This window comes from Paenibacillus sp. JJ1722 (assembly GCF_048282685.1).
Taxonomy (GTDB): domain Bacteria; phylum Bacillota; class Bacilli; order Paenibacillales; family Paenibacillaceae; genus Paenibacillus; species Paenibacillus polymyxa_B.
Genome location: NZ_CP182500.1, coordinates 2,645,718 through 2,666,746 on the forward strand (window position 1 = coordinate 2,645,718; position 21,029 = coordinate 2,666,746).

21 protein-coding genes are annotated in these 21,029 nt (G+C 45.0%); 13 read left to right on the top strand and 8 right to left on the bottom strand.

The window, feature by feature from the left end; all coding sequences use genetic code 11:
- Positions 1-22: 22 nt before the first annotated feature.
- Positions 23-673, bottom strand: a complete 651-nt coding sequence (locus ACM1ND_RS11785) for an undecaprenyl-diphosphatase (protein WP_418027773.1) — start codon at positions 671-673, stop codon at positions 23-25.
- A 147-nt stretch (positions 674-820) separates the two neighbouring features.
- On the opposite strand from ACM1ND_RS11785, the gene ACM1ND_RS11790 reads away from it, so the two are divergent.
- Entirely contained in the window at positions 821-1,531 is a 711-nt protein-coding gene (locus ACM1ND_RS11790; protein ID WP_075154156.1) for a response regulator transcription factor, read from the top strand.
- Positions 1,531-2,907: a sensor histidine kinase gene (locus ACM1ND_RS11795; protein WP_028541385.1), complete on the top strand. Its 1,377-nt coding sequence runs from the start codon at positions 1,531-1,533 to the stop codon at positions 2,905-2,907. The genes ACM1ND_RS11790 and ACM1ND_RS11795 overlap by 1 nt, the downstream gene beginning before the upstream one ends.
- Before the next feature lie 46 nt (positions 2,908-2,953).
- On the opposite strand, the gene ACM1ND_RS11800 is transcribed toward ACM1ND_RS11795, so the two are convergent.
- Positions 2,954-3,427: a C40 family peptidase gene (locus ACM1ND_RS11800; RefSeq protein ID WP_023988464.1), complete on the bottom strand. Its 474-nt coding sequence runs from the start codon at positions 3,425-3,427 to the stop codon at positions 2,954-2,956.
- Between the two features lie 353 nt (positions 3,428-3,780).
- On the opposite strand from ACM1ND_RS11800, the gene ACM1ND_RS11805 reads away from it, so the two are divergent.
- Positions 3,781-4,815 (top strand): glycosyltransferase family 4 protein, encoded by a 1,035-nt coding sequence (locus tag ACM1ND_RS11805; RefSeq protein ID WP_023988465.1) that lies wholly within the window; start codon positions 3,781-3,783, stop codon positions 4,813-4,815.
- A 5-nt stretch (positions 4,816-4,820) separates the two neighbouring features.
- The gene (locus tag ACM1ND_RS11810; protein WP_076265377.1) at positions 4,821-5,564 is read left to right on the top strand and encodes a succinylglutamate desuccinylase/aspartoacylase family protein; all 744 of its coding nucleotides are present in this window, start codon (positions 4,821-4,823) and stop codon (positions 5,562-5,564) included.
- Between the two features lie 225 nt (positions 5,565-5,789).
- Here the strand turns inward: ACM1ND_RS11810 and ACM1ND_RS11815 are convergent, their stop codons facing one another.
- Positions 5,790-7,133: a sugar phosphate nucleotidyltransferase gene (locus ACM1ND_RS11815; protein WP_023988467.1), complete on the bottom strand. Its 1,344-nt coding sequence runs from the start codon at positions 7,131-7,133 to the stop codon at positions 5,790-5,792.
- A 60-nt stretch (positions 7,134-7,193) separates the two neighbouring features.
- Complete coding sequence (locus tag ACM1ND_RS11820; protein WP_076265378.1) at positions 7,194-8,030, bottom strand: DUF6492 family protein; 837 nt, start codon at positions 8,028-8,030, stop codon at positions 7,194-7,196.
- Positions 8,031-8,238: 208 nt separating this feature from the next.
- Here ACM1ND_RS11820 and ACM1ND_RS11825 point away from each other — a divergent pair, with 208 nt between their 5' ends.
- Positions 8,239-9,102, top strand: a complete 864-nt coding sequence (locus tag ACM1ND_RS11825) for a YheC/YheD family protein (RefSeq protein WP_076265379.1) — start codon at positions 8,239-8,241, stop codon at positions 9,100-9,102.
- An 87-nt stretch (positions 9,103-9,189) separates the two neighbouring features.
- Here the strand turns inward: ACM1ND_RS11825 and ACM1ND_RS11830 are convergent, their stop codons facing one another.
- A complete protein-coding gene (locus tag ACM1ND_RS11830; RefSeq protein ID WP_023988470.1) occupies positions 9,190-9,672 on the bottom strand; it encodes a DinB family protein in 483 nt (160 codons plus the stop codon).
- Between the two features lie 138 nt (positions 9,673-9,810).
- Here ACM1ND_RS11830 and ACM1ND_RS11835 point away from each other — a divergent pair, with 138 nt between their 5' ends.
- Entirely contained in the window at positions 9,811-10,359 is a 549-nt protein-coding gene (locus ACM1ND_RS11835; protein ID WP_023988471.1) for a CGNR zinc finger domain-containing protein, read from the top strand.
- 194 nt (positions 10,360-10,553) lie between these two features.
- Entirely contained in the window at positions 10,554-11,333 is a 780-nt protein-coding gene (locus ACM1ND_RS11840; protein ID WP_023988473.1) for an ABC transporter ATP-binding protein, read from the top strand.
- 17 nt (positions 11,334-11,350) lie between these two features.
- On the opposite strand, the gene ACM1ND_RS11845 is transcribed toward ACM1ND_RS11840, so the two are convergent.
- Together ACM1ND_RS11845 and ACM1ND_RS11850 are read right to left on the bottom strand one after the other, a co-directional pair.
- Complete coding sequence (locus ACM1ND_RS11845) at positions 11,351-12,277, bottom strand: AEC family transporter (protein ID WP_053325370.1); 927 nt, start codon at positions 12,275-12,277, stop codon at positions 11,351-11,353.
- Positions 12,278-12,486: 209 nt separating this feature from the next.
- Positions 12,487-13,380: a rhodanese-related sulfurtransferase gene (locus ACM1ND_RS11850; RefSeq protein WP_076160901.1), complete on the bottom strand. Its 894-nt coding sequence runs from the start codon at positions 13,378-13,380 to the stop codon at positions 12,487-12,489.
- Positions 13,381-13,590: 210 nt separating this feature from the next.
- Here ACM1ND_RS11850 and ACM1ND_RS11855 point away from each other — a divergent pair, with 210 nt between their 5' ends.
- The 4 genes from ACM1ND_RS11855 (at position 13,591) to ACM1ND_RS11870 (ending at position 19,003) form a co-directional block, all read left to right on the top strand.
- On the top strand, positions 13,591-14,880 hold the full coding sequence (locus tag ACM1ND_RS11855) for a glycoside hydrolase family 27 protein (RefSeq protein WP_075154161.1): 1,290 nt from the start codon (positions 13,591-13,593) through the stop codon (positions 14,878-14,880).
- A 225-nt stretch (positions 14,881-15,105) separates the two neighbouring features.
- On the top strand, positions 15,106-16,149 hold the full coding sequence (locus ACM1ND_RS11860; protein ID WP_023988477.1) for a carbohydrate kinase family protein: 1,044 nt from the start codon (positions 15,106-15,108) through the stop codon (positions 16,147-16,149).
- Between the two features lie 97 nt (positions 16,150-16,246).
- The gene (locus ACM1ND_RS11865) at positions 16,247-16,942 is read left to right on the top strand and encodes a hypothetical protein (RefSeq protein WP_076160904.1); all 696 of its coding nucleotides are present in this window, start codon (positions 16,247-16,249) and stop codon (positions 16,940-16,942) included.
- A 321-nt stretch (positions 16,943-17,263) separates the two neighbouring features.
- Positions 17,264-19,003 (top strand): proline--tRNA ligase, encoded by a 1,740-nt coding sequence (locus ACM1ND_RS11870; protein WP_341063784.1) that lies wholly within the window; start codon positions 17,264-17,266, stop codon positions 19,001-19,003.
- Here ACM1ND_RS11870 and ACM1ND_RS11875 read toward each other — a convergent pair.
- Positions 19,000-19,764, bottom strand: coding sequence for a spermidine synthase (locus tag ACM1ND_RS11875; protein ID WP_418027779.1), 765 nt, complete (start codon positions 19,762-19,764; stop codon positions 19,000-19,002). The genes ACM1ND_RS11870 and ACM1ND_RS11875 overlap by 4 nt on opposite strands.
- Positions 19,765-19,982: 218 nt before the next feature.
- On the opposite strand from ACM1ND_RS11875, the gene ACM1ND_RS11880 reads away from it, so the two are divergent.
- Positions 19,983-20,702 carry a YebC/PmpR family DNA-binding transcriptional regulator gene (locus ACM1ND_RS11880; protein WP_013310214.1) on the top strand — a complete coding sequence of 240 codons (720 nt, stop codon included), beginning with the start codon at positions 19,983-19,985 and terminating at the stop codon, positions 20,700-20,702.
- 93 nt (positions 20,703-20,795) lie between these two features.
- Complete coding sequence (locus tag ACM1ND_RS11885) at positions 20,796-20,972, top strand: hypothetical protein (RefSeq protein WP_226887860.1); 177 nt, start codon at positions 20,796-20,798, stop codon at positions 20,970-20,972.
- Positions 20,973-21,029 lie beyond the last annotated feature (57 nt).

Sequence of the window (21,029 nt, forward strand, 5' to 3'; positions counted from 1 at the left end):
AGCATATAAAAAAGCAGACGCTTTAGCGTCTGCTTTTCATTTGGACAGAGGAAGTGTGTTCAGTCATCTTAGTTCTGGCCTGTTCACCAGGATTGAGCCCCAGCTTCTGCTCCCATTTTCCATAAAATATAATAGCCGCCTGCATGAAGATGCCAGGAAGCTTCCGGCTTCGAATGAATTGATGAACGCCAATGGCACAACCTGCACCAATAAGCGCACCTGCCAAAATATCCGAGGGATAATGCACTCCGGTCCACACGCGGGATACTGCGATGAGTACAGCCAAGATAACCCAGAGAACACGGAATTTTTGATGATGAAGCCATAAAATGGAAGCCAGAGCAAACGCTCCAAGTGCATGGTTACTTGGGAATGAAGCATTAGGATCATGGTGAACAAGCTGAATGACTGAATGTCCGACAAAAGGTCGATCTCTGTAAAACAAAAGTCCAAGGCCCCAACTAATTACAAAACCGATACAAACCGTTATAACGGCTTCTAAAACCATCATCCGATGCGGCATTTTAAAAGTGAACCAGTAAATCAGCAAAGCCACTCCGAATAAATATGGTGCATATTGCGCCAAGAAACGCATGGTTCCATTCAAAAAGGCGAGGGAATTAGCCAGTTCATTGATCCAGTGAAATAAAGCATAATCTACATTAATTAACATGAATAAATTACTCCTTAACATCAAAAAATTGAATAACAAAGTTATATTATAGAGCGACTACACGGATAAAAGCTTAAAATCAAATAAAAAATGAATGTCATTTCCATTACTCATTTGTTTTTTCTATAGAAAATAGGTGGTTTTGCGATGGAAAAGTCGGTGCTGGTCATTGATGATGAAGAGAAGATATCCAGATTGCTTCAGTTGGAGTTATCCCATGAAGGATATGCAGTTGAAATCGCACAGACGGGCAGAGAAGGATTGGAAAAAGCTCTAGCACGTACATGGGATATCATCATTTTGGATGTAATGCTGCCGGAGATGAACGGGGTCGAGGTACTGAAGCAGATTCGAAAAGTGGACAATCATACACCAGTAATTATGGTCACTGCACGTAACACGACTCCTGATAAGGTTTCAGGTCTGGATGAAGGTGCCAATGATTACATTACGAAGCCTTTTGAGATCGAGGAGTTATTAGCGCGGATGCGGGCCAGTATGAGGCATCAAATGGAGCCAACAGCTACCGCTTTACAAGAAGAGGACAAGCCGCCGTCTAGGCTCCAAGTGGATAGTTTGGTGTTGGAACGCAAAACCAGGTCAGTAGTGCGGGAAGGAAACCGAATCGAACTGACGCCAAAAGAATATGATCTGCTTCTTTATCTGATGGAGCACAAAAATCAGGTATTGCAGCGGGATCAAATGATTCAGGACGTGTGGGGATTTGATTTTGTCGGTGATACGAATGTCGTAGATGTGTATATCCGGTATGTTCGCAAAAAAATTGATCATGGATACAAAAAGAAATTGATAAAAACCGTGCGCGGTGTTGGGTACTTCATCCGGGAGGAAGACTAGTGAAGCTTCGGACCAAAATCACCCTGCTCAGTTCTATTTTAGTGATGTCGATACTCCTGTTTGTGGATGTTACAGTTCACCTATTGTTCGTTAAAATCGCTACGCGAAATGAAAGAGAAGTGCTGCAAAATAAGTGGACTGAAATCATTGCCGAAACCGGACCCACGATGATTCTGAAGAATGCATGGGGCCCCAAACTGAAAGATGAGCTTTCTGGAGATACCATTTTGAGGGTATTTGATCAGCAATCCCGACTTTTGTATGAAGTAAGTCGCCAGTCCCGCTTTAAGCTGGGCGATATACGTTTTAACACTTCTCAAAGCTCTCAACTGACAGATGTACAGGGTCATAAAATTCTGGTTATCCATCTGCCTGTGCTTTCTCTGGAGGGCAATCAGAAGGGGACGCTGGAAATCGTGGAAAAATGGGATGCACTCGAAACCAATCTCGATATTTTAAATACGATTCTCATCACATCGACTGTAGGGGCTATGTTGCTAAGCTTGGTAGGAAGCACGATTTTGGCGAATGCCATATTGCTGCCGATTTCCAGTAGTATTCAAACGATGCAGGAAATTGAAAGAAGCTTGAAATTTAAAAAAATCCCCGCTGGCAGTCATAATCAAGATGAATTGTCCCAAATGACCGCCACTTTTAACCGAATGATGGAGAGATTAGAAGAAAGCTTTCAGAGCCAGCAGCAGTTTGTTTCAGATGCCTCACATGAGCTGAACACCACTCTTATGATTATTGAGGGCTATGCCAACATGCTGCGGCGGTGGGGCACGCGTGACGAGGACATTCGTAAGGAATCCATTGAATCGATCTATGAAGAAACTCAGCGAATGCGTACGATGACACAGCAGTTGCTGACTCTTGCCTCCTCACAGCAGAAAGATCCTGAGCCGCATGAGCGGATAGAAATGATCGGTTGTTGTCAACAGGTGGTAGCGCATCTCAAGCCTGTACATGATCGTCAAATTTCTATTTTAACAGAAGAGAACGAAATTTGGCTGGATGCCAATCTGACAAAAATAAAGCAGTTGCTAGTGATCCTGCTGGATAATGCATTAAAATACAGCTCGGATGAGATCGAAATAGGGTTATCTACAGATGAAAAGGATGTCTATATCCAGGTTAAGGATTATGGGATCGGAATACCTGAGGGCGAGATCAAGCGGGTCTTTGAACGATTTTATCGGGTAGATAGCTCCAGGCATCGTAAAACCGGAGGAACGGGGCTGGGGTTGCCAATTGCCAAGGCAATTACAGATGCCCATCAGGGTACGATACGCATGGAGAGCGTAGAAGGAGAAGGAACGGTAGTCATCGTCACGCTGCCCCAAAGACAACAGGAAAGGCTGTCCCTCCAGTAGATATATCTACTAGCGGGACAGCCCTTTTTATCATCTAAAATTTATTCTAAAGGACACGACGTGCTGTTGTGTAATTGCGACTCCACCATCCGGAATTTAGATCTGTAACCGTTACGCCGCCTTTACCATACGTATGCAGAATTTTGCCGTTCCCCATGTAAATGGCTACATGATGAATTGGTGCATAGAAAAAGACCAAATCGCCTTTTTTCAGCTGACTACGCGGTACAAAAGTGCCAACAGTTGATTGCTGTCTAGACGAACGTGGTAGCTTAATGCCATTTTGTGCAAATACATATTGAGTGAATGAAGAGCAGTCAAAAGAGCTTGTATTGCCAGCTGGGGCTCCATGCTCATAACGCACGCCCATAAACTGGGAGCCTTTAGAAATAATCCGATCAGCTTTACTTACCGAAGCAGCATGAGTGGTGGCTGGTCCAACGACGAAGCTCCCTGCGCTCAATGCCAAAGTCATAGTAAAGCAAATACCCATCCACAATTTTTTAGAAGTATGTTTCATATATAAATTCCTCCGTTATTCGTATTGTGTTGATGTCCTGAAATGACAATAACACAAATAAAATATCCGGAATTTACCACTCATGGTTACAAACCTGTTACCCCAACGCTTTGTCCTCATTTATTAGAAAACGATGAGAATTTTCTCCTTAATTTTGGCTTGACAAATTGTATAGACTCCACTTATAGATAGGCTCGTATGACAAAAAGCGACTTGCAGACGATTGGCACAAGCAATCACGCAAAATATACATACCTATATACTACAATTTATAACTTGTACGGGAGTATGCTCTGATTCCCGTTGACATTGTAAGGATCACACCGTATTTCCGGTCAGGAAGGGGAATTCGTATGGCTTCAAAACAGAATAAAGCACTCAAAAAACGGCGTCTAACCATTGTTCAGGTCATTTCTAACTATCCAGATGCACAGCCGGTACCCTCCAACAAGGGCGGCACGGAAAAGGTCGTGCATGAATTAACTGAGGAATTGGTGAGACGAGGGCATCATGTATCTCTTTTTGCCGCTCTTGGGAGCAGGAGCAGTGCGCGGTTGATTACCTATCCCAAGGGTTTGAAACATAGTCAGATCCCCCAATATGTACTCCGGCATATGCCTTCCGACACACATATCATTCATGATCATACCTTTCGTTCTGCTGTAGGGCGTAGGAAGCTGCCTTGTCCATCAGTATGCACCGTTCATCTTCCAGTGAAGAGACACGGTAAAAACCCGGTATATGTCAGTAAACGAGCACGTCAGCTGATGGGCAGGGGCAAAGGATTTTATATCTATAACGGCATTAACACACATGAATACGAGTTCAGCAGTGAGAAGCGTGGCTACTTGCTGTTCATGGGCAGAATTATACGAAATAAAGGTGTATTGCAGGCCATTCAGGTTGCAGAACGAACAGGAAAAAAACTGCTTATTGCAGGTCCTATCAAAGCTCCAGAATTTTTCCGCAAAGAGATTCAGAAACGAATTCAGCGTAATCCGAATATACGCTATGTGGGGGCAGTTGGAGGCGATCAGAAACAGAAATTGCTGAAACATGCAGAGTGTCTGTTGTTTCCGACACTGTGGGAAGAGCCATTTGGACTCGTTATGGTTGAGGCCATGGCTTGTGGAACACCGGTGCTGGCATTAAAAAACGGCTCCGTTCCCGAGGTGCTCTCGGGCTTTCCACAGTTGATTTGCAAATCGGTTAGCCAAATGGCACGAAAAGCACAGCAAAAAAACTACCCGTCACCAGCGAAGCTGCGTTTGTATGTGACTCAAAGATTTACCAACAAACAGATGACCAGTAACTACTTAAGACTATACCGTGAAATCATCCGTCGGCGAGAACAAAAGAGAGGACAACGACAGCCTACACGGAGGTGAGGGGAATGCAGGTTAAACGGTATATGCTCGGAAAGGGCTCTTGGGCAACTCCTTATTATATAGCCACAGGGGCACAGAAAGGTCCGTGTGTGATGGTGGTGGCGGGAATACATGGTAAAGAAATAGCAAGCATACGAGCTGCTGAGAAACTGGTAAAGCTTTTGAATCAGCAAAAACTGCGATTTAGCCAGGGTAAGCTTATAATTGTACCGATTGTAAATCAAGAGGCTTACCGCAAACGGATTAGAGGAATACCTGATCTTAATCGAACCTTTCCGCGCAAAAAAAAGCAGCTGGCAACACAACCACTTTCCGCTGCTCTATTCAAATTAACACAAAAGCATCAACCGGAATGGTATCTCGACTTGCATGAGGCTAACGGATTGTCACAAAAGGATTCCAAGGTGCTTGGTCAAACGCTAATCACCAACAAAGCCAATTCGGTGGTTCCTGCGGTTCGCCGGATTATTAAGCGAATGAATCGCTCCATCCAGGTGAGCGACCGACATTTCAACATTCGGCTGCATGAGCTCCCAGGTTCCTCCCGCACTGCTGCAGCCCGCATTTTAGGTACACGCGCGGTTACCGTGGAAACGGGTTGGAGCCTGCCCAAGAAAGTACGCATACACTATCAGTTAGAGATTGTCCGGCATTTTTTAAAAGAAGCCGGAATAGTCAAAGGCAACGAGGTATATTTATCTGCCAAGGTTAGAACTATTATCTCAAGAAAATATGGCATCACAAAATAAAATCGCTTCTGGAGCAAGGATTTTTTCACCTTGCTCAGGAGCGATTTATTATGTGCGACCTCCGTTCAGAATCCGTAGCGTGCTATGTTATATCTGAGGATTTTGCAAAAATCTAATAAGCGACTTCCAATGAACAATATATAGATCGCAATGCTCTAGTTCGTCTATATATTGCACTTTGGAGCGACTGGAATCGAATTTTGCAAAATCCTGATCTATGTGTTGTCAGGCCTCGGATTTATAGAAGGCATTCACCAAGCTGTTCCCCAGACGTACCTCAATCAGCTCCAGTGGTGTATCCAGATCGGCACGGATCGTGTGATACGTATCAACCGGAATGCTAAATACAGAACCGCTTGCGGCAGCAAAACGCTCTCCGTTCAGCATGACCTCTCCACGACCGGACACAATCGTCCATACTTTAAGTCCACTGCCGTGAATACGGCCATTCAAGCGGTGATCTGGCAGTACCGTCAGCCGTATGGCCAGTATATCGTTCAGACTCCGATGATCAAACTCGTCCAGCACCCGGTAACTGCCCCAAGAGGTTTCACCATGCATGGGGTGAAGTTGAAGTTTACCTAGCTGCTCCTTGATTACGTGGGCATGGCTCTTGGACGCAATGAGAATGCCGTCGGGACTCGCAGCAGCAATAATATCTTCCACGCCAATGACATGAATTGGATAGGGCAGCTCATTGACGATGTGCGTACCAAGAGTCTGACCACTAATCTGTCCACGCCCGATCACTTGGCTGCTTAGCTGCTCTGTTAGGGCCTGCCAGTTGCCGATGTCGTGCCATTCGCCATCGTAGGGCAGGACGATGGCATGTTCGGCACGCTCTGCAATCTCCTCATCAAAACTGCGAACCGGGAGGCTATCATACATTGCGCATAATGCTTTATCGTTCAGCGGCAAATAACTTCGCTCCATACAGGACAGCATATACCGTAATGTAAAAGCGTAAACACCACAGTTCCACAGCGCGCCCTGATGAATAAGCTGTTGTGCCCCGGAGAGATCCGGCTTTTCTGTGAAGCGGGCAACTTGCGCATAAGAAGTTTTCCCTTCCCGTATCATTTGCAGACCCGGAACGACATAGCCGTATTGGTCGGAGGGATGAGTAGGCCTTGTCCCAAGCATAGCCAGATCGGCTCCGCTCTCAAGCAATAAGCCGGAGAGCGCTGCTATGCTATGGAAGAAATCCTCCCCTGCATACATGTCCGCTGGAGCAATGCAGAGAACTTCATCCAGCCCCGTGCCTCTGGTGTGAAAATAAGCAGCCGCCAGTGCAGCTGCGGTGAAGGTTCCCCGTTTGGCAGGCTCGCCTAGAACGGGCAGACGACCTTCTGTATGGCGAAAGGCTAGATTTACCTGACTCCGATGAGCCAGAAGCAGGGCTGAGGAATCCAGCCCGGCTAAGGTGAGCTGACGGTACACCCGGCTGAGCATAGATTCCTTTCGCCCGTCAGGAGCGGACAACAACCGGAGAAACAGCTTCGACCGGATTTCGTTGGATAGTGGCCATAGCCGTTTTCCGGCACCACCGCATAACAATACGATGCGCACGGACGTTTCCTCCTTCAATGCAGATCCATTGTACTGCATCATTTTGCAGGATTTTAAGAACTATTTTAGCGATGATTCAATCTTTGTTTTTGGAGCAAGCTGGTACACCTTGCGTTGATGAAAAGATAAGGAGCGATAGCTCTTGGCCAAGACATCCAATTGTTTTTGCGACAGGGAAGAAGCCCGACTATGAAGCGCTTTATTCAATGACTTGCGCAAAATCATCCGAGAGGGCTGATTGCTGTATAAATAGTTGGCATACGTTTCATATTCGGAAAACCCAAACTGTTTTGTCCGGTCTATACTGTGGATAATTGCGTTGTACCAAGGTTTTCCATGTCGGGCCTCGATAACTTGCTTGAGCTGGGTAAGCCGCGCTTTTTCAAAAAGCATATAGTGAGTAACAAAGGACTTTGGTGAGGGCGCTTTAACGCCCATCAACTTGTGATAGGTGCGAAAATACTCAGGCTGGCTCCAGCTGCGGTAGTAAAAAATCGTTTTTCCGTCTTTACGGAACGTATGTGGACGAATCAAAATCGTGTCCGCGTCAATGACGAGAAAAAAAGAGGCTTTACTGATTTTGTCGCCATTCATTTTGAGCAATTGTTGATACAGCCAGCCTGAGCGGTCCCAGCGCGTTGTCCCGTAATGAATATGTTTTTTGGTGATGGGCAGCACCGTTTTTTCGTCTATAAATGTACATTTCTTGTTTACGCACAGACGGCGAATCCCGGTGCTTTGCGGTGAAACGATATAAATATTTCCAATTCGGTGCTGCACATGACGGCGCAGACTATCAATCACCAGCGGTAGTGTGGCAATATCTTTATCAATTGCGGGAATCAGAACATCGATTGTAAGGGAACCCTTCCGTGGCCCATCCGATTGCGCTGACATGTTATTCACTCCCTATATGTGCAAATATATGCTCCCAGCGTCTCACAATATCGTATGCTTGGACAGGCGCTTTCGACCGGGCAAGGTCAAACGTCCATTTCTATGCAGGACAGGGCTGATGAAGCTTCGAATGGGGAGTTAGCGCATACGATAGATTGATCTTTTTTAACAGGAGCGTTCTACCTGAGAGTAGAGAGGAGAGGGGCAAGTGAATTCTTCAAAAGCGCAGGCGTTGCGCAGCAAATGGCATAAAACCCAATTGTTGCTCCAGCATGGAAGCATCAAACCTTATGTACCAGAAACTCGCAAATATAACAAAGCAAATTTGAAGTCAATGCTGGAGAAATACGGTATGGTCTATGTAAAACCCGAGCGAGGTACCTTTGGTAAAGGTGTAATGAGAGTAGAGCAGGAGGCCGGCCAGCGTTTCGCCTATCAATATGAGGAAACGCGTCAAGAATTCAAACATTTGGATACACTATATACCAGCCTATCGAAACATACGGGGAAGAAAAGTTATCTCATTCAAAAGGGAATCCATTTACTACGCCATCAAATGCGTTATTTTGATATTCGGGTTATGGTGCAGCGGAATGAAAAAGGGCTATGGGAGTCTACCGGAATTATTGGACGTCTTGGTCATCCTCGTAAAATCGTGACTAACTATCATAGTGGTGGTAAGCCGATGGCCTTGGAGCAGTTACTAAAATCCCATTTATCGCAAAGCAAACAGGCGGAGCTGGTCAAGAAACTAAATGAACTGGGTCTTACCATCGCCAAACAACTGCAAAAAACATATCCGAATTTCCGGCAAATTGGTGTGGACATTGGACTGGATCATCGCTTTATCCCGTGGATTATTGAGGTGAATACGAAGCCGGACCCATATATTTTTAACCAATTAACAGATAAGTCCATGTACAGTAAAGTGTTAAGCTATTGGCGACTGGCTAATGAAAAAAGGAAAGTCTCCGTCCCAAGCAAAGATACAAATAAAGACAAGAATAAAGATAAGAGTAAAGATAAAAATAAGAATGTAATTAAAGATTCAAAAAAAGAAAAAATATCTTGACCAGTAGATTGCTTCATTGCCAGCAGCTAATACAGAAAAAAGGATGAATATTTCATAATTCATCCTTTTTAATTAGGATATTTATTTTTAAACGCGCCAAGTACCCAGTTGTTTACGTATAAGTACGATTTGTCCACTATGATATGCATCGTGCAGCGTCCACCGCGATAATTCTGCACCGAGAGTTTCGGAGCCGAAAGGCTTATCCAGATCAGCATCAGTCAAAGCAGTAATGGCGACAAGCAGTTGGTTTACAATAGCTTCTGCTTCTTTCAGTGTCTTCTGCCATCCTTCATGGTCTTCAGTATCCCCTGGCGGACCGAATGTCTCATCGTTGCTTATTCCAGTTGAGCTTACAGGTCGGTCAGTTAAACGTCTCAAAATACGCTCATTGTAATAATTAATGTGACGAACCGTTTGCCAAATCGTGTTTCCTCCACCTGGTGGTGTCCAAGTGGCTTCCTGTGTATTCACACCGTGAAGTGCTGCGGCAAGAGGAACAATCCATTCTTCCTTATCCCATGAATTTTCTCTTTGCAATACCAGCATATTTACTCGATCTCGGCTCACCTAACCCAACTCCTTTTGTAGGGATGTAACTCGCTAAATGTAGAATAAATCGTTACAATTAATAATGTAGCATGACAAAATAAGATTTGCAACCAGTTAAAATGATTTTAGTGGTTACAGGCGGTAGGGGGAACTCTTTTGAATACACTTTGGACTGATTTTGTAAACAGCGAATGGCATGACTGGAGAGGTAGCGGGCGTTCAGAAGATCGTTTGTTGAAGCCGGAATGGCAAAATGACTTTCTCATACAGTGGCAATTTTCCGCTCCGGTCCCAGCCAGTGCAGAAGATATCGAAGAAATGCAAATTCTCCGGCGGGAATTGCGTAGCTTCGCTGAGCACCTGACTTCCGGAGGACAAATGACATCTGATCTGGTGGATACGATTAACCGGAAGATGATAGAAGGGGGGCCGGTCACTCGCTTATTAAAGCAACAGGATGAGCATTTCAACATTGTGCTGGAACCTGTGGCAAATGGTTGGAAAAAAGTGCTGGCAGAGGTGGTAGCCGATTTTGCCCAGGCATTCGTCAATAGCGGCGGCTCCAGAATTCGTATTTGCGATAACACCGATTGCCGATGGGTGTTTTACGATGATACCCGAAATCGGTCAAAGCGATTTTGCGACGATAAGATGTGCGGTAATTTGATGAAGGTACGTCGATTTCGCGAACGTAAGAAACAGTAGATGAAGCGAGAGAATTTACATGAGCAGTACATGTTGAGCCCACTCCTATATGAACAATGGAGTGGGTTATTTAAAATTGAACAACCAGTGACCCTATGCTATGCTTACATGAAAGAGAAGCTAGACGTACTAACGATGATCTTTACTATGCGTATAAACATCTGATGATACGACGAATAGAAAGGATGTATGCCATGAATTCTGTCATTGAACTTAACAATGTAAGCTGGAAGAGAGATAACCGCACCATACTGGACCAAATCAATTGGCAGGTAGCTGAGGGAGAGCACTGGGCTGTACTCGGCTTGAATGGGTCAGGTAAAACAACGATGCTCAATATGATTAACGGTTACATATGGCCAACCACAGGTAGTGTCGGTGTATTGGGCCATACCTTTGGAGATGTGGATCTGAGGGAACTGCGCAAATCTATCGGTTGGGTCAGTTCCTCTTTACAGGAAAGAATTAATGGGAGTCAGCGTACGCAGGATGTTGTCATTAGTGGCAAATTTGCCTCCATTGGACTTTATGATCAGACGACGGATACAGATTATGAACAGGCCGTTCAGCTTATGACGCAACTGGGGTGTGCTCATCTGGTGGATCGGTTGTATCAGGGATGCTCACAGGGAGAAAAGCAAAAAGTGCTTATCGCCCGTGCATTAATGGCCTCGCCCAAGCTACTGATTTTGGACGAGGCGTGTAATGGTTTGGACTTTTTCTCCCGGGAAGCATTGCTGGATAGCGTTCGCCAGTTATCGGAGTCGCCGGCTTCGCCGAATTTACTGTATGTTACACATCATATCGAAGAAATTCTACCGATGTACACGCATACGATTCTAATCCGCCGGGGCACGGTATTTGCCAAAGGTAAAACGACTGATATTCTAAGCAGTGAAACGCTTAGTGCTTTTTTTGAAACGCCTGTGCAAGTAGAATGGAGACAGAATCGCGCATGGCTCTCTATGGTGTAGAGAGTCTTTTTTGCTCGCTAACCTGCTACCAACATAATCAGAATAGGCAAAATCAGGAATGAGGCAAGCGTGCTCCACAGGATGCAGGTGGAAACCAGTTTTGGCGATGCATTAAATTTTTCTGCTAAAATGACAGCATTCACAGCAACCGGCATCGAGGCCAAAATGAAGAGAACGGAGAACAAAAGGCCTGAAATTCCCAGTATCAGCATAGCAAGACAAGCCGCAAGCGGCGAGAGCAGAAGCCGAATTGTTAGTCCGGCATAGCTGGCTTTTTTAATAGACGACTCCAGCTTGAATATTTTTACATAAGCCATCTGGGTACCAAGGATCGCAAGCACGACTGGAGAATAGGCGGCAGCAATCATCGAGACGCCTGACTGAATCCCTGAGGGAAGATGCCAGTCCAGCAACCGCAATCCCATGGCAAGTAGAGCTGCATAGATCGCAGGAAGTGAAAACACCGACTTAACAGCACTTTGAACAGAAAATTCAGAGCGGGCTGCAAAGTAAACGCCAATGGTATTGACCATAATCATCTGGATGACGACATACACGGAGGCTTTATCCAGACCGAGCTGCCCAAAGGCAAGTAAAATAAGGGGCAGGCCATAATTTGCACTATTGGTCAGCGTAGAGATTAAGGTAAGTCCAGCCGTTTCCGGAGTGCTCAGTCTAAAGATTTTCCCCGCTAATTGTGCAATTCCCCACAACAGCAGTAGGTTCAGTATTGAAAAAGCGGCAGTCTGCGCCACATCATGCCAGGAAAGCTGTGCTTTGAGTAGCGTGTCCAGAATCATTGCGGGGCTTAAAAAATATAAATACAAAGTCGAGAGCGGTTTCGTTTCCAGCTTCATGAATTTGCCGAGTAAAAATCCGGCGATCACCGGAATGGACAGCGGAACGATAACGGATAATAGAGTTGAAAGTACGATTTGAATCATGAATTCCACCCATCCTTTCTGTAATGACATTTTCCATTATAAAACGCTACTTTCGAGCCCGTCCAAGATGAAAATACAATCAAGGTCATAGGTACATACTATGAAGCTTTCGACACTTATTGTGAAAACAACAAAAGGGATGCCCACAGCCATGTTGAACGGCTAATAGGGCATCCCTCTTGTTATAATGAACTAATGATGCTGCTGATTTATGCAGTAGCCACGGTTTCCGCTTTGGTTCGGCAATCGTCAGAGCAATAGTGCTGATGCTGTTCTTCGCAATCCGGACATACGATATGCTGGAGATTGCACACTGGGCAATTGATATAATGATCGCTAGGCGTTTCACAATGGAAGCACTTGCCAACAATGACTTCCTCATCCGTATGATTGATCGGAATCGAGATTCGTTCGTCAAACACGTAGCATTTACCGTCAAATAAACGTCCTTGTACTTCCGGGTCCTTGCTGTAAGTCACAATGCCGCCATCCAACTGGCCTACATCGTTAAATCCTTCTTTGATCAGAAGACCGGACAACTTTTCGCAACGGATACCTCCGGTGCAGTACGTCAAGATTTTCTTGTCCTTGAACTGAGTCATATTGTCGCGAATCCATTGTGGAAATTCACGGAACGATTCGACTTCGGGGCGAATAGCCCCACGGAAATGACCGATGTCATATTCATAGTCATTACGTCCGTCCAGAACAACTACATCTTCATCTTGAAGCTGTTCATAAAACTCCTTTGGTGACAGACGCTTACCGCTAATTTCATTAGGGTCCAGCTCATCTTCATGACGCAGCGTAACAAGCTCCTGACGATGGCGTACAAATATTTTCTTGAACGCATGACCGTCAGACTCATCTATTTTAATAACGATATCGTGGAATTTCGGATTGGCGCGCAAATCACGCATATATTGCTCAGTTTGCTCTACTGTACCAGACAGTGTTCCGTTGATTCCTTCCGCAGCAATCAAGATTCTTCCCTTGACGCCCAGCTCCTTGCAGTAAGCCAGATGCTCTGCCGTAAAGGTGGCAGGATCTTCAATGTTGACATATTTGTAAAACAACAAAATTCGATAAGCATGTTCACACACGTAAAATCACCCTCTGATTCAAGTCAAAGTTTTTTAACAAGCAATTTTAAATGTACCACATTCTTTAAGTTAGTCAACTTAAATGTATAAAAAGTGGAAATGGAAAAGATGACGAGCGACAAAAGTAAGGGTTTACATTATAATAGTAACGTAGTACTGAGGGGATTTTTAGTAGCAGGATGAGTTATACAAGATGAAAGGATGAATGAAATGAAACATCATTTGACAGCGCATACACCACCTATGGGGTGGAATAGCTGGGATTGCTACGGTGCAGCAGTACGGGAAGAGGAAGTACGGGGAAATGCTCAATATATGGCGGAGCACCTGAAGGAATATGGTTGGGAATATGTCGTTGTAGATATTCAGTGGTATGAGTCAGGAGCAGTATCTTCACAGTATCGCCCGTTTGTCCCATTGGAAATGGATTCATTTTCACGTCTTATTCCAGCGGTGAATCGTTTTCCTTCGGCAGCAGATGGACGAGGCTTCCAAGCTCTTGCGGAATATGTACACGGACTGGGATTGAAATTTGGTATACATATTATGAGAGGCATCTCCCGTCAGGCGGTGCACCAGGATACCCCGATTTTGGGAACCACAGCCACGGCGAGACAAATTGCGCATCCCAACTCTATTTGTCCTTGGAACACAGATATGTATGGGGTAGATGCATCCAAGGAGGGCGCACAGGAGTACTATAATTCATTGTTTGACCTGTATGCGGAATGGGGTGTGGATTTTGTCAAAGTAGATGACATTGCTGCATCACGTCTCTATGGTATTCATTTGGCGGAAATTGAATTGATTAGGCGAGCTATCGCCCAATGCGGACGTCCGATGGTGTTGAGTCTATCGCCTGGTCCGGCACCGCTGGAGCATGCATCCGATTTAATCGCAAACGCGAATATGTGGCGTATGACGGATGACTTCTGGGATGTATGGCCTTTACTGTATGGTATGTTTGAGCGCTGCGAAAAATGGGCGGAACATGTAGGTCCAGGTCACTGGCCGGATTGCGACATGCTACCACTGGGTCATCTGGGTATTCGTTCGGTAGATTCGGTAGATTCCGGCAGCCATGACCGATGGACACGCTTTACGAAGGATGAGCAGCTAACGATGATGACCTTGTGGAGCATTTTCCGATCTCCACTGATGTTCGGGGGGGAACTGCGGGATAATGATGCATGGACCCTTTCCTTGCTAACTAATGAAGAAGTGTTAAATGCTCATCGTAACGGTTTGAATGCGCGGCAGGTGTATAGAAAGGATGAACATATCGTTTGGACTTCACATAACGAGGAGGGTCATGTATATGTAGCTTTGTTTAATGCTGGAGATGAAGCTTCAAAGGTGCGTGTATCCTTAAAAGACCTTGGTATTGAAGGGCAGGCAAATGCCAGAGATTTATGGAACCATATAGATTTAGGTGTTTTAGCACAAGAACTGTCCGCAGATTTACCTCCTCACGGAGCAGCTCTATTTATTTTGAAATAATGTAAGGAAGAACTATGCGCAGTTCCAACCCAAGCACCTTATCGTAAAAGTGGAAGGCATCTTTACGATAGGGTGTTTTTTTGCATGTGTAACTTTAGGATATTTTAACGAACTCGACATTATTCTTGGGAATATGACATTTGGAACGTGTTAATTTTATATAGTGCCTATTTCTGTACAAATTTAAATCATTCTAACGAATAGACTCGAGAAAGGAGTCAAATGATGAAATTAAAAAAAATCCACAAAAATGAACAGGACGAGCCTTGGCCCTCTAGCAAACCAATATTATGTATCGGGGGGGCCAATCTGGATCGTAAAATCATGATTAAAGGTACATTTCAGCTTCATACCTCCAATCCGAGCAGTACAAGGCTGCAATCTTGCGGTGGGGTAGCACGAAATGTAGCTGAAAATTTAGGGAGGTTGAGCCAGCGGGTCAGCCTGCTAACTGCGGTTGGAGACGATGCGGAAGGTGAATTTATTATCGAGCAGTCCAGCCGTTACATGCACGTGGTTCCTCTGCAAGTCAAAGGTGAACCGTCAACTGGAGTTTATACTGCCTTGCTGAACGAGCGTGGTGAACTGATTGTAGCGACAGCAGAAATGGAGATTTATGATCAGATTCGTCCTTCAGTAATTTTTGAAAATGCTCCTTTAATCGCCTCGTCCCGACTGGTTCTGCTGGACACTAATTTCTCTATGAACGTAATTGCGGCCACCATACATGTCTGCCATGAGCATCGGGTTCCGATTGTCGTTTCTTCGGTATCAGCCTCCAAGATGAGAAAGCTTCCCCGAAATTTGCATGGGGTGGAATGGCTGGTATGTAAACCGGTGGAGGCTGAAGCCTATTTGGGGCTAGAACTTACAGATGATCAGCATATGTTGGATGCCACCCGGATTTTTCACAAACTTGGGGTTCAAAATGTCATTTTTATCTGCGGTGCTGATCGTGTTTTGTACGCCTCTCAGGATGGAACTCATGGACAAATTCCTATGCATCCTGTTCAAGAGGTCATTGATGTCACAGGCGCAGATGATGCTTTTATTGCCGGGATGATTTATGGTATTACCCAAGGTTATCCTATGGAGCAAGTGTGCCAATTTGGAATTAGCTGTGTCGACTTGACCCTGCAAACGGATCGGACGGTTTCAGAGACCCTTTCTATGAATAAACTCCATTCTAGGTTTCAGGAGCTGTATGGCACACATTCGCAAAATTTTGTGTTTTTCAAGGGCGTGTATTTTAAAAAGAAAGATACATAAGTAATCAAGAGAACTCTACCCTACAACAACGCGTATTTGGAGCTTCACGTACGTAATGGCCTCAATTATTGAATTTGTAAAAGGAGCATGTTGTCTGATGGACAGTGTGAAATACGTAATTGTTTTTCTGCCACTGTGCCTCCTTTATTTGCTTTTAAAGGGAGGTTCTTTGGTAGTAGGTTTACTCTATCGATTGATCTATTCCATGCGGCCCTTACATGCAGGACAGGATAACGAGTTTCGTGCTGTGCAGCACGCTAAACGTATTATCGTGATCGGCTCGCCGGGAAGCGGTAAGACTTTTTTGGCCAAACGTCTTTCCATGTGGACTCAATTGCCGTATATCTCTTTGGATGATTTGTATTGGGGCCCGGAGTGGAAGCGGAGCACTGACAAACAATTTCTCAAACAGCTGGGTGAAGTGCTCCAAAGGGAAGAGTGGATCATCGAAGGGAATTATCATGAGCGTTATTTTACCGAGCGACTCCAGCGCGCCGATACGATCATTGTAATGGATGTTAGTACGCTTGAAGCAATAACAGGCGTTATCACACGTTCGCTCAACCGTTTTCTGTTTTCCAAGGAGCTACCTAAAGGAGTGAAGGAGGAAGCAGTTCGTATTTGGGATATTTCGCCTCGCTTTGTCCGTTTTGTTCTGGGTTTTCGCAGGCGTATTCGTCCTAAAATCTGGCCGCTCATTATGCAATATGGTAACCAACGGAATTTGATTATCTTGAAATCTAAATATCGTTCATGTCCCTGGACAGCTCCAGATAGACGATCATCTCCTTGACTAGAACTTACGTTTCGTGTAAAGTGGTGAAAATTGTAATATATAGGAATAGTGTAGACCAAGGATCAAAGGTTCAATACCCGCTGTACAGAGAAGAAACTCATGGGCTGAAAGGTTTCTCGCCGCGAATGAACGTTTCCCTGCCTTGCGAGCTGTAGCGGTTTGTAAGATAAACCGTTACCGGCTAGACGCCGTTATCTGATGAAGGACCGTTCCGTGTATGGTTACGGTCAAATTAAGGGTGGTACCACGACACATTCGTCCCTGACGGATGTGTCTTTTTGCGTACATTTTATCGTCCATATAAGGAGGTAGCTACACATGCGCCAAAGCCAATTATTACTGACAACCTTGCGTGAAGCACCCGCAGAGGCCGAAGTGATCAGTCATCAGCTTATGCTGCGGGGAGGATTTATCCGTCAACTGGCGGCTGGAATGTACACCTACATGCCACTGGGCAGACGGGTGCTCAGAAAAGTAGAGCAAATCGTACGGGATGAAATGGATCGCGTAGGGGCTGGGGAACTGCTGATGCCTGTATTGCAGCCAACGGAGCTGTGGCAAGAATCAGGGAGATACGATGTTTACGGTCCTGAGCTGATGCGTTTGCAAGATCGGCATGATCGGGAGTTTGCTTTGGGGCCTACACATGAAGAGGTCATTACGTCTTTAATACGAAATGAAGTGAATTCTTATCGCAAATTGCCTGTAACCCTGTATCAAATTCAAACCAAATTTCGGGATGAACGACGTCCTCGATTTGGCCTGCTTCGCAGCAGAGAATTCTTAATGAAGGATGCCTATTCGTTTGATGCACATTGGGAAGGACTAGATCATACCTATTGGACCATGTTCCAGGCATATCATCGTATTTTCACCCGCTGTGGTCTAAATTTTCGTGCTGTAGAAGCAGATGCGGGTGCCATTGGTGGCGAAGGTGAAACCCATGAATTTATGGCTCTAGCTGATATTGGAGAGGACACAATTGTAGCATGTACCTGCTGTGAATATGCAGCTAATCTTGAAAAAGCCGTGGCGCGGTCGACGGGGGAAATAGAAATAGCCCCAGTCTCAGATGAAAATGAACATGTCAGCCATCCTTCTTTCGATACAGCTAAAATGGAAAAATTCCATACTCCAGGTCTGCGTACAATAGATCAACTGGTTGAATCGCTTCACATAGAACCTGAAGAAATCATCAAAACACTGATTTATATGGCTGACGATCAACCTGTTGCTGTAGTTGTCAGGGGTGATCATGAGGTCAACGAAGTGAAAGTTAAACATATTTTAGGTAGTGAAAAATTCGAAATAGCAAGTGCAGACACTGTGTCAAAGGCGACTGGAACCCCCTCGGGGTTCATAGGCCCATGCGGATTGACGATCCCTATGTGGGTAGATTACGCCGTTGTCCAAATGTCCAGCGGTATCGCAGGCGCCAACGAGCTGGATTATCATTATCGACATGTGAATCCAGTGCGCGATATAGATCTTCGGCATGTGGCTGACTTGCGGAATGCCATAGAAGGGGATAGATGTCCTCGATGTGACGAAGGGGAATTGAAACTTCATCGTGGGATTGAGATCGGACACGTATTTAAACTAGGCACCAAATATAGTGAGAAGCTGGGTGCGACTTTTCTGGATGCTTCCGGAACTGAGCAAGCGATGATTATGGGCTGCTATGGCATTGGCGTATCCCGGATCCTTTCCGCCATTGTAGAGCAAAATCACGATCAGAACGGAATGATATGGCCTTATGCGCTGGCCCCATTTCAAGTTCATATTATTCCGATTTCTGTGAAAGACAGGCTTCAGATGCAAATAGCCGAGAAATTATACAACCAGCTGCAGGATCGTGGCGTGGAGGTGCTGCTGGATGATCGGGAGGAACGGCCCGGGGTTAAATTCAAAGACTCCGATTTAGTAGGTATTCCCGTGCGCATCGTCGTTGGTAAAGATGCCGAACACGGGAAAGTAGAGTTAGTGGAACGAAAAAGCTGCAACAAAGAGACGATTCATATCGAAGATGTAGAGAGACGAATATTGGAACTACACTAACCATCTGTATCCCGTAGAATATAACCTTCTCCAAGTGTAATTTCATGAAATTCCGCCATCTGACGTGCCTGAAACCGGATGGGCTTGTCCCGACCAATCATAATGATATTTTGAATGTCGGCAGCGCCTTCCGAGGGGAGCGAGAAAGTTGTGACATAGGCGAATTCTTCACGCAACGTTGTGTGAATGGCATTGATCAGGTGGTCGTGTTCACTTTTGCCCATTAAATTCATGATCAGGGAGCCTTCGGAATCCAGCTTTTCTTTGGTCATCTTGAAAAATTCCCAGGATATTAAATGCAAGGGTGTACCCTGCTCCGTGAAGGCGTCCAAAATAATATAGTCATAAGCATCCGGCGCTTCCTTCTCCAGAATGCGTCGTCCATCGCCAACAGTCACATTATCCTGATCGTATCCAAAGAATGTTCGGCTGAACTCTACGACTTGTGCATCCAGCTCGGCAATCTTAAAGCGTTTATCTGTAAAATGACCCGCTATTGTACCTATACCGTGCCCAATAACAAATACATCTTCAAATGACGGATCGTTCAGCTCCATGAGATGGATGATTGCTCTCGGATATTCGAACACAATGCGTTGCGGATGATTCAAGTCCACCGCGCCTTGGACGGCTGTATTTGAAAACTGCATTACTCGAAATAATCCCTTTTCACCATACAGCTCAGTGGTTTCGTATACTGTGATTTCATGATTATGGCTCAACTTTTTGTACAAGACATCCAAGTGAATGATCTCCTTCAAGTCAGACTTCCTCCTCATCTTAGAGATTGATAGGGGGATTGTCCATAGATGAGGAGAATTGAAAGTTCACATTTCCAAGCATCCCTAATTAGGTAGAATTGTTTATTTTTCCATAACGGAGTTGTTTGAACTTGTTCGTATGTCCTTTAGGAGATATAATATACAAGGATATAATGAAGTTCGTTGTGTATATTCATACAGGAAGAGAGCGGGATATTATGGGACGTAAGTGGAATAACATTAAAGAAAAGAAGGCATCCAAGGATGCTAATACGAGTCGTATATATGCTAAATTTGGCGTGGAAATTTATGTGGCAGCCAAACAGGGCGAACCTGATCCTGAATCCAATCGGGTATTAAGAGTCGTTTTAGAACGTGCAAAAACGTACAATGTACCCAAAGCAATCATTGACCGTGCTATTGAAAAAGCAAAAGGTGCTGGCGATGAAAACTACGTAGAGCTTCGTTATGAAGGTTTTGGACCGAACGGTTCCATGGTCATTGTAGATGCACTGACCAATAACGTTAACCGTACAGCATCAGATGTGCGTTCTGCTTTTACTAAAAATGGCGGTAGCTTAGGCGTGAGTGGATCTGTAGCCTACATGTTTGATTCAACAGCAGTTATTGGTCTGGTGGGTAAAACCGCAGATGAAGTGCTGGAGCTGCTGATGGAGGCAGATGTAGAGGTACGTGACATCATTGAAGAAGATGAAGCCGTCATCGTATATGCAGAACCTGATCAATTCCATGCTGTGCAGGAAGCTTTCAAACAAGCAGGAGTGACTGAGTTTACCGTTGCGGAGCTCACCATGCTTGCCCAAAATGATATTTCTCTTCCAGAAGATGCACAGGTTCAATTCGATAAATTGATTGATGCATTAGAAGATTTGGAGGATGTTCAGCAGGTTTACCACAATGTAGACTCTGAGGAATAGTCTTTGTTAGTTAGTTTATAAAAACACCGTATTCCGATACGGTGTTTTTTTTGTATAGTCATCACCGGACCTCAGTCGCTAATCTTTGGCGGAGTGGCTGAGATTATCGGGAAAGTAACAGGCCAACCGATTCAGCATATCTCGTTGTCTGATGAAGAGTTGGAAGTGGGAATGGTTCACGCTGGAATGCCTGAAGAGTATGCAGATATGTTGGCGGGATTGGATAGAAGGATACGTGAAAATGGAAGTAATAATGAAGGGGGCAATTGAATCAACCCGTCATATTCAAAAAGAAGGTTCACTAATCTAGTGGCGAGCGTGATACCG

Excerpts from the sequence above, each read along its gene's own strand:
- ACM1ND_RS11790 (WP_075154156.1), top strand. The coding sequence starts at position 821 with ATGGAAAAGTCGGTGCTGGTCATTGATGATGAAGAGAAGATATCCAGA.
- ACM1ND_RS11800 (WP_023988464.1), bottom strand. The coding sequence starts at position 3,427 with ATGAAACATACTTCTAAAAAATTGTGGATGGGTATTTGCTTTACTATG.
- ACM1ND_RS11865 (WP_076160904.1), top strand. The coding sequence starts at position 16,247 with ATGGACAGTGTGAAATACGTAATTGTTTTTCTGCCACTGTGCCTCCTT.
- ACM1ND_RS11785 (WP_418027773.1), bottom strand. The coding sequence starts at position 673 with ATGTTAATTAATGTAGATTATGCTTTATTTCACTGGATCAATGAACTG.
- ACM1ND_RS11820 (WP_076265378.1), bottom strand. The coding sequence starts at position 8,030 with ATGTCAGCGCAATCGGATGGGCCACGGAAGGGTTCCCTTACAATCGAT.
- ACM1ND_RS11840 (WP_023988473.1), top strand. The coding sequence starts at position 10,554 with ATGAATTCTGTCATTGAACTTAACAATGTAAGCTGGAAGAGAGATAAC.
- ACM1ND_RS11805 (WP_023988465.1), top strand. The coding sequence starts at position 3,781 with ATGGCTTCAAAACAGAATAAAGCACTCAAAAAACGGCGTCTAACCATT.
- ACM1ND_RS11845 (WP_053325370.1), bottom strand. The coding sequence starts at position 12,277 with ATGATTCAAATCGTACTTTCAACTCTATTATCCGTTATCGTTCCGCTG.
- ACM1ND_RS11880 (WP_013310214.1), top strand. The coding sequence starts at position 19,983 with ATGGGACGTAAGTGGAATAACATTAAAGAAAAGAAGGCATCCAAGGAT.
- ACM1ND_RS11810 (WP_076265377.1), top strand. The coding sequence starts at position 4,821 with ATGCAGGTTAAACGGTATATGCTCGGAAAGGGCTCTTGGGCAACTCCT.
- ACM1ND_RS11855 (WP_075154161.1), top strand. The coding sequence starts at position 13,591 with ATGAAACATCATTTGACAGCGCATACACCACCTATGGGGTGGAATAGC.
- ACM1ND_RS11870 (WP_341063784.1), top strand. The coding sequence starts at position 17,264 with ATGCGCCAAAGCCAATTATTACTGACAACCTTGCGTGAAGCACCCGCA.
- ACM1ND_RS11860 (WP_023988477.1), top strand. The coding sequence starts at position 15,106 with ATGAAATTAAAAAAAATCCACAAAAATGAACAGGACGAGCCTTGGCCC.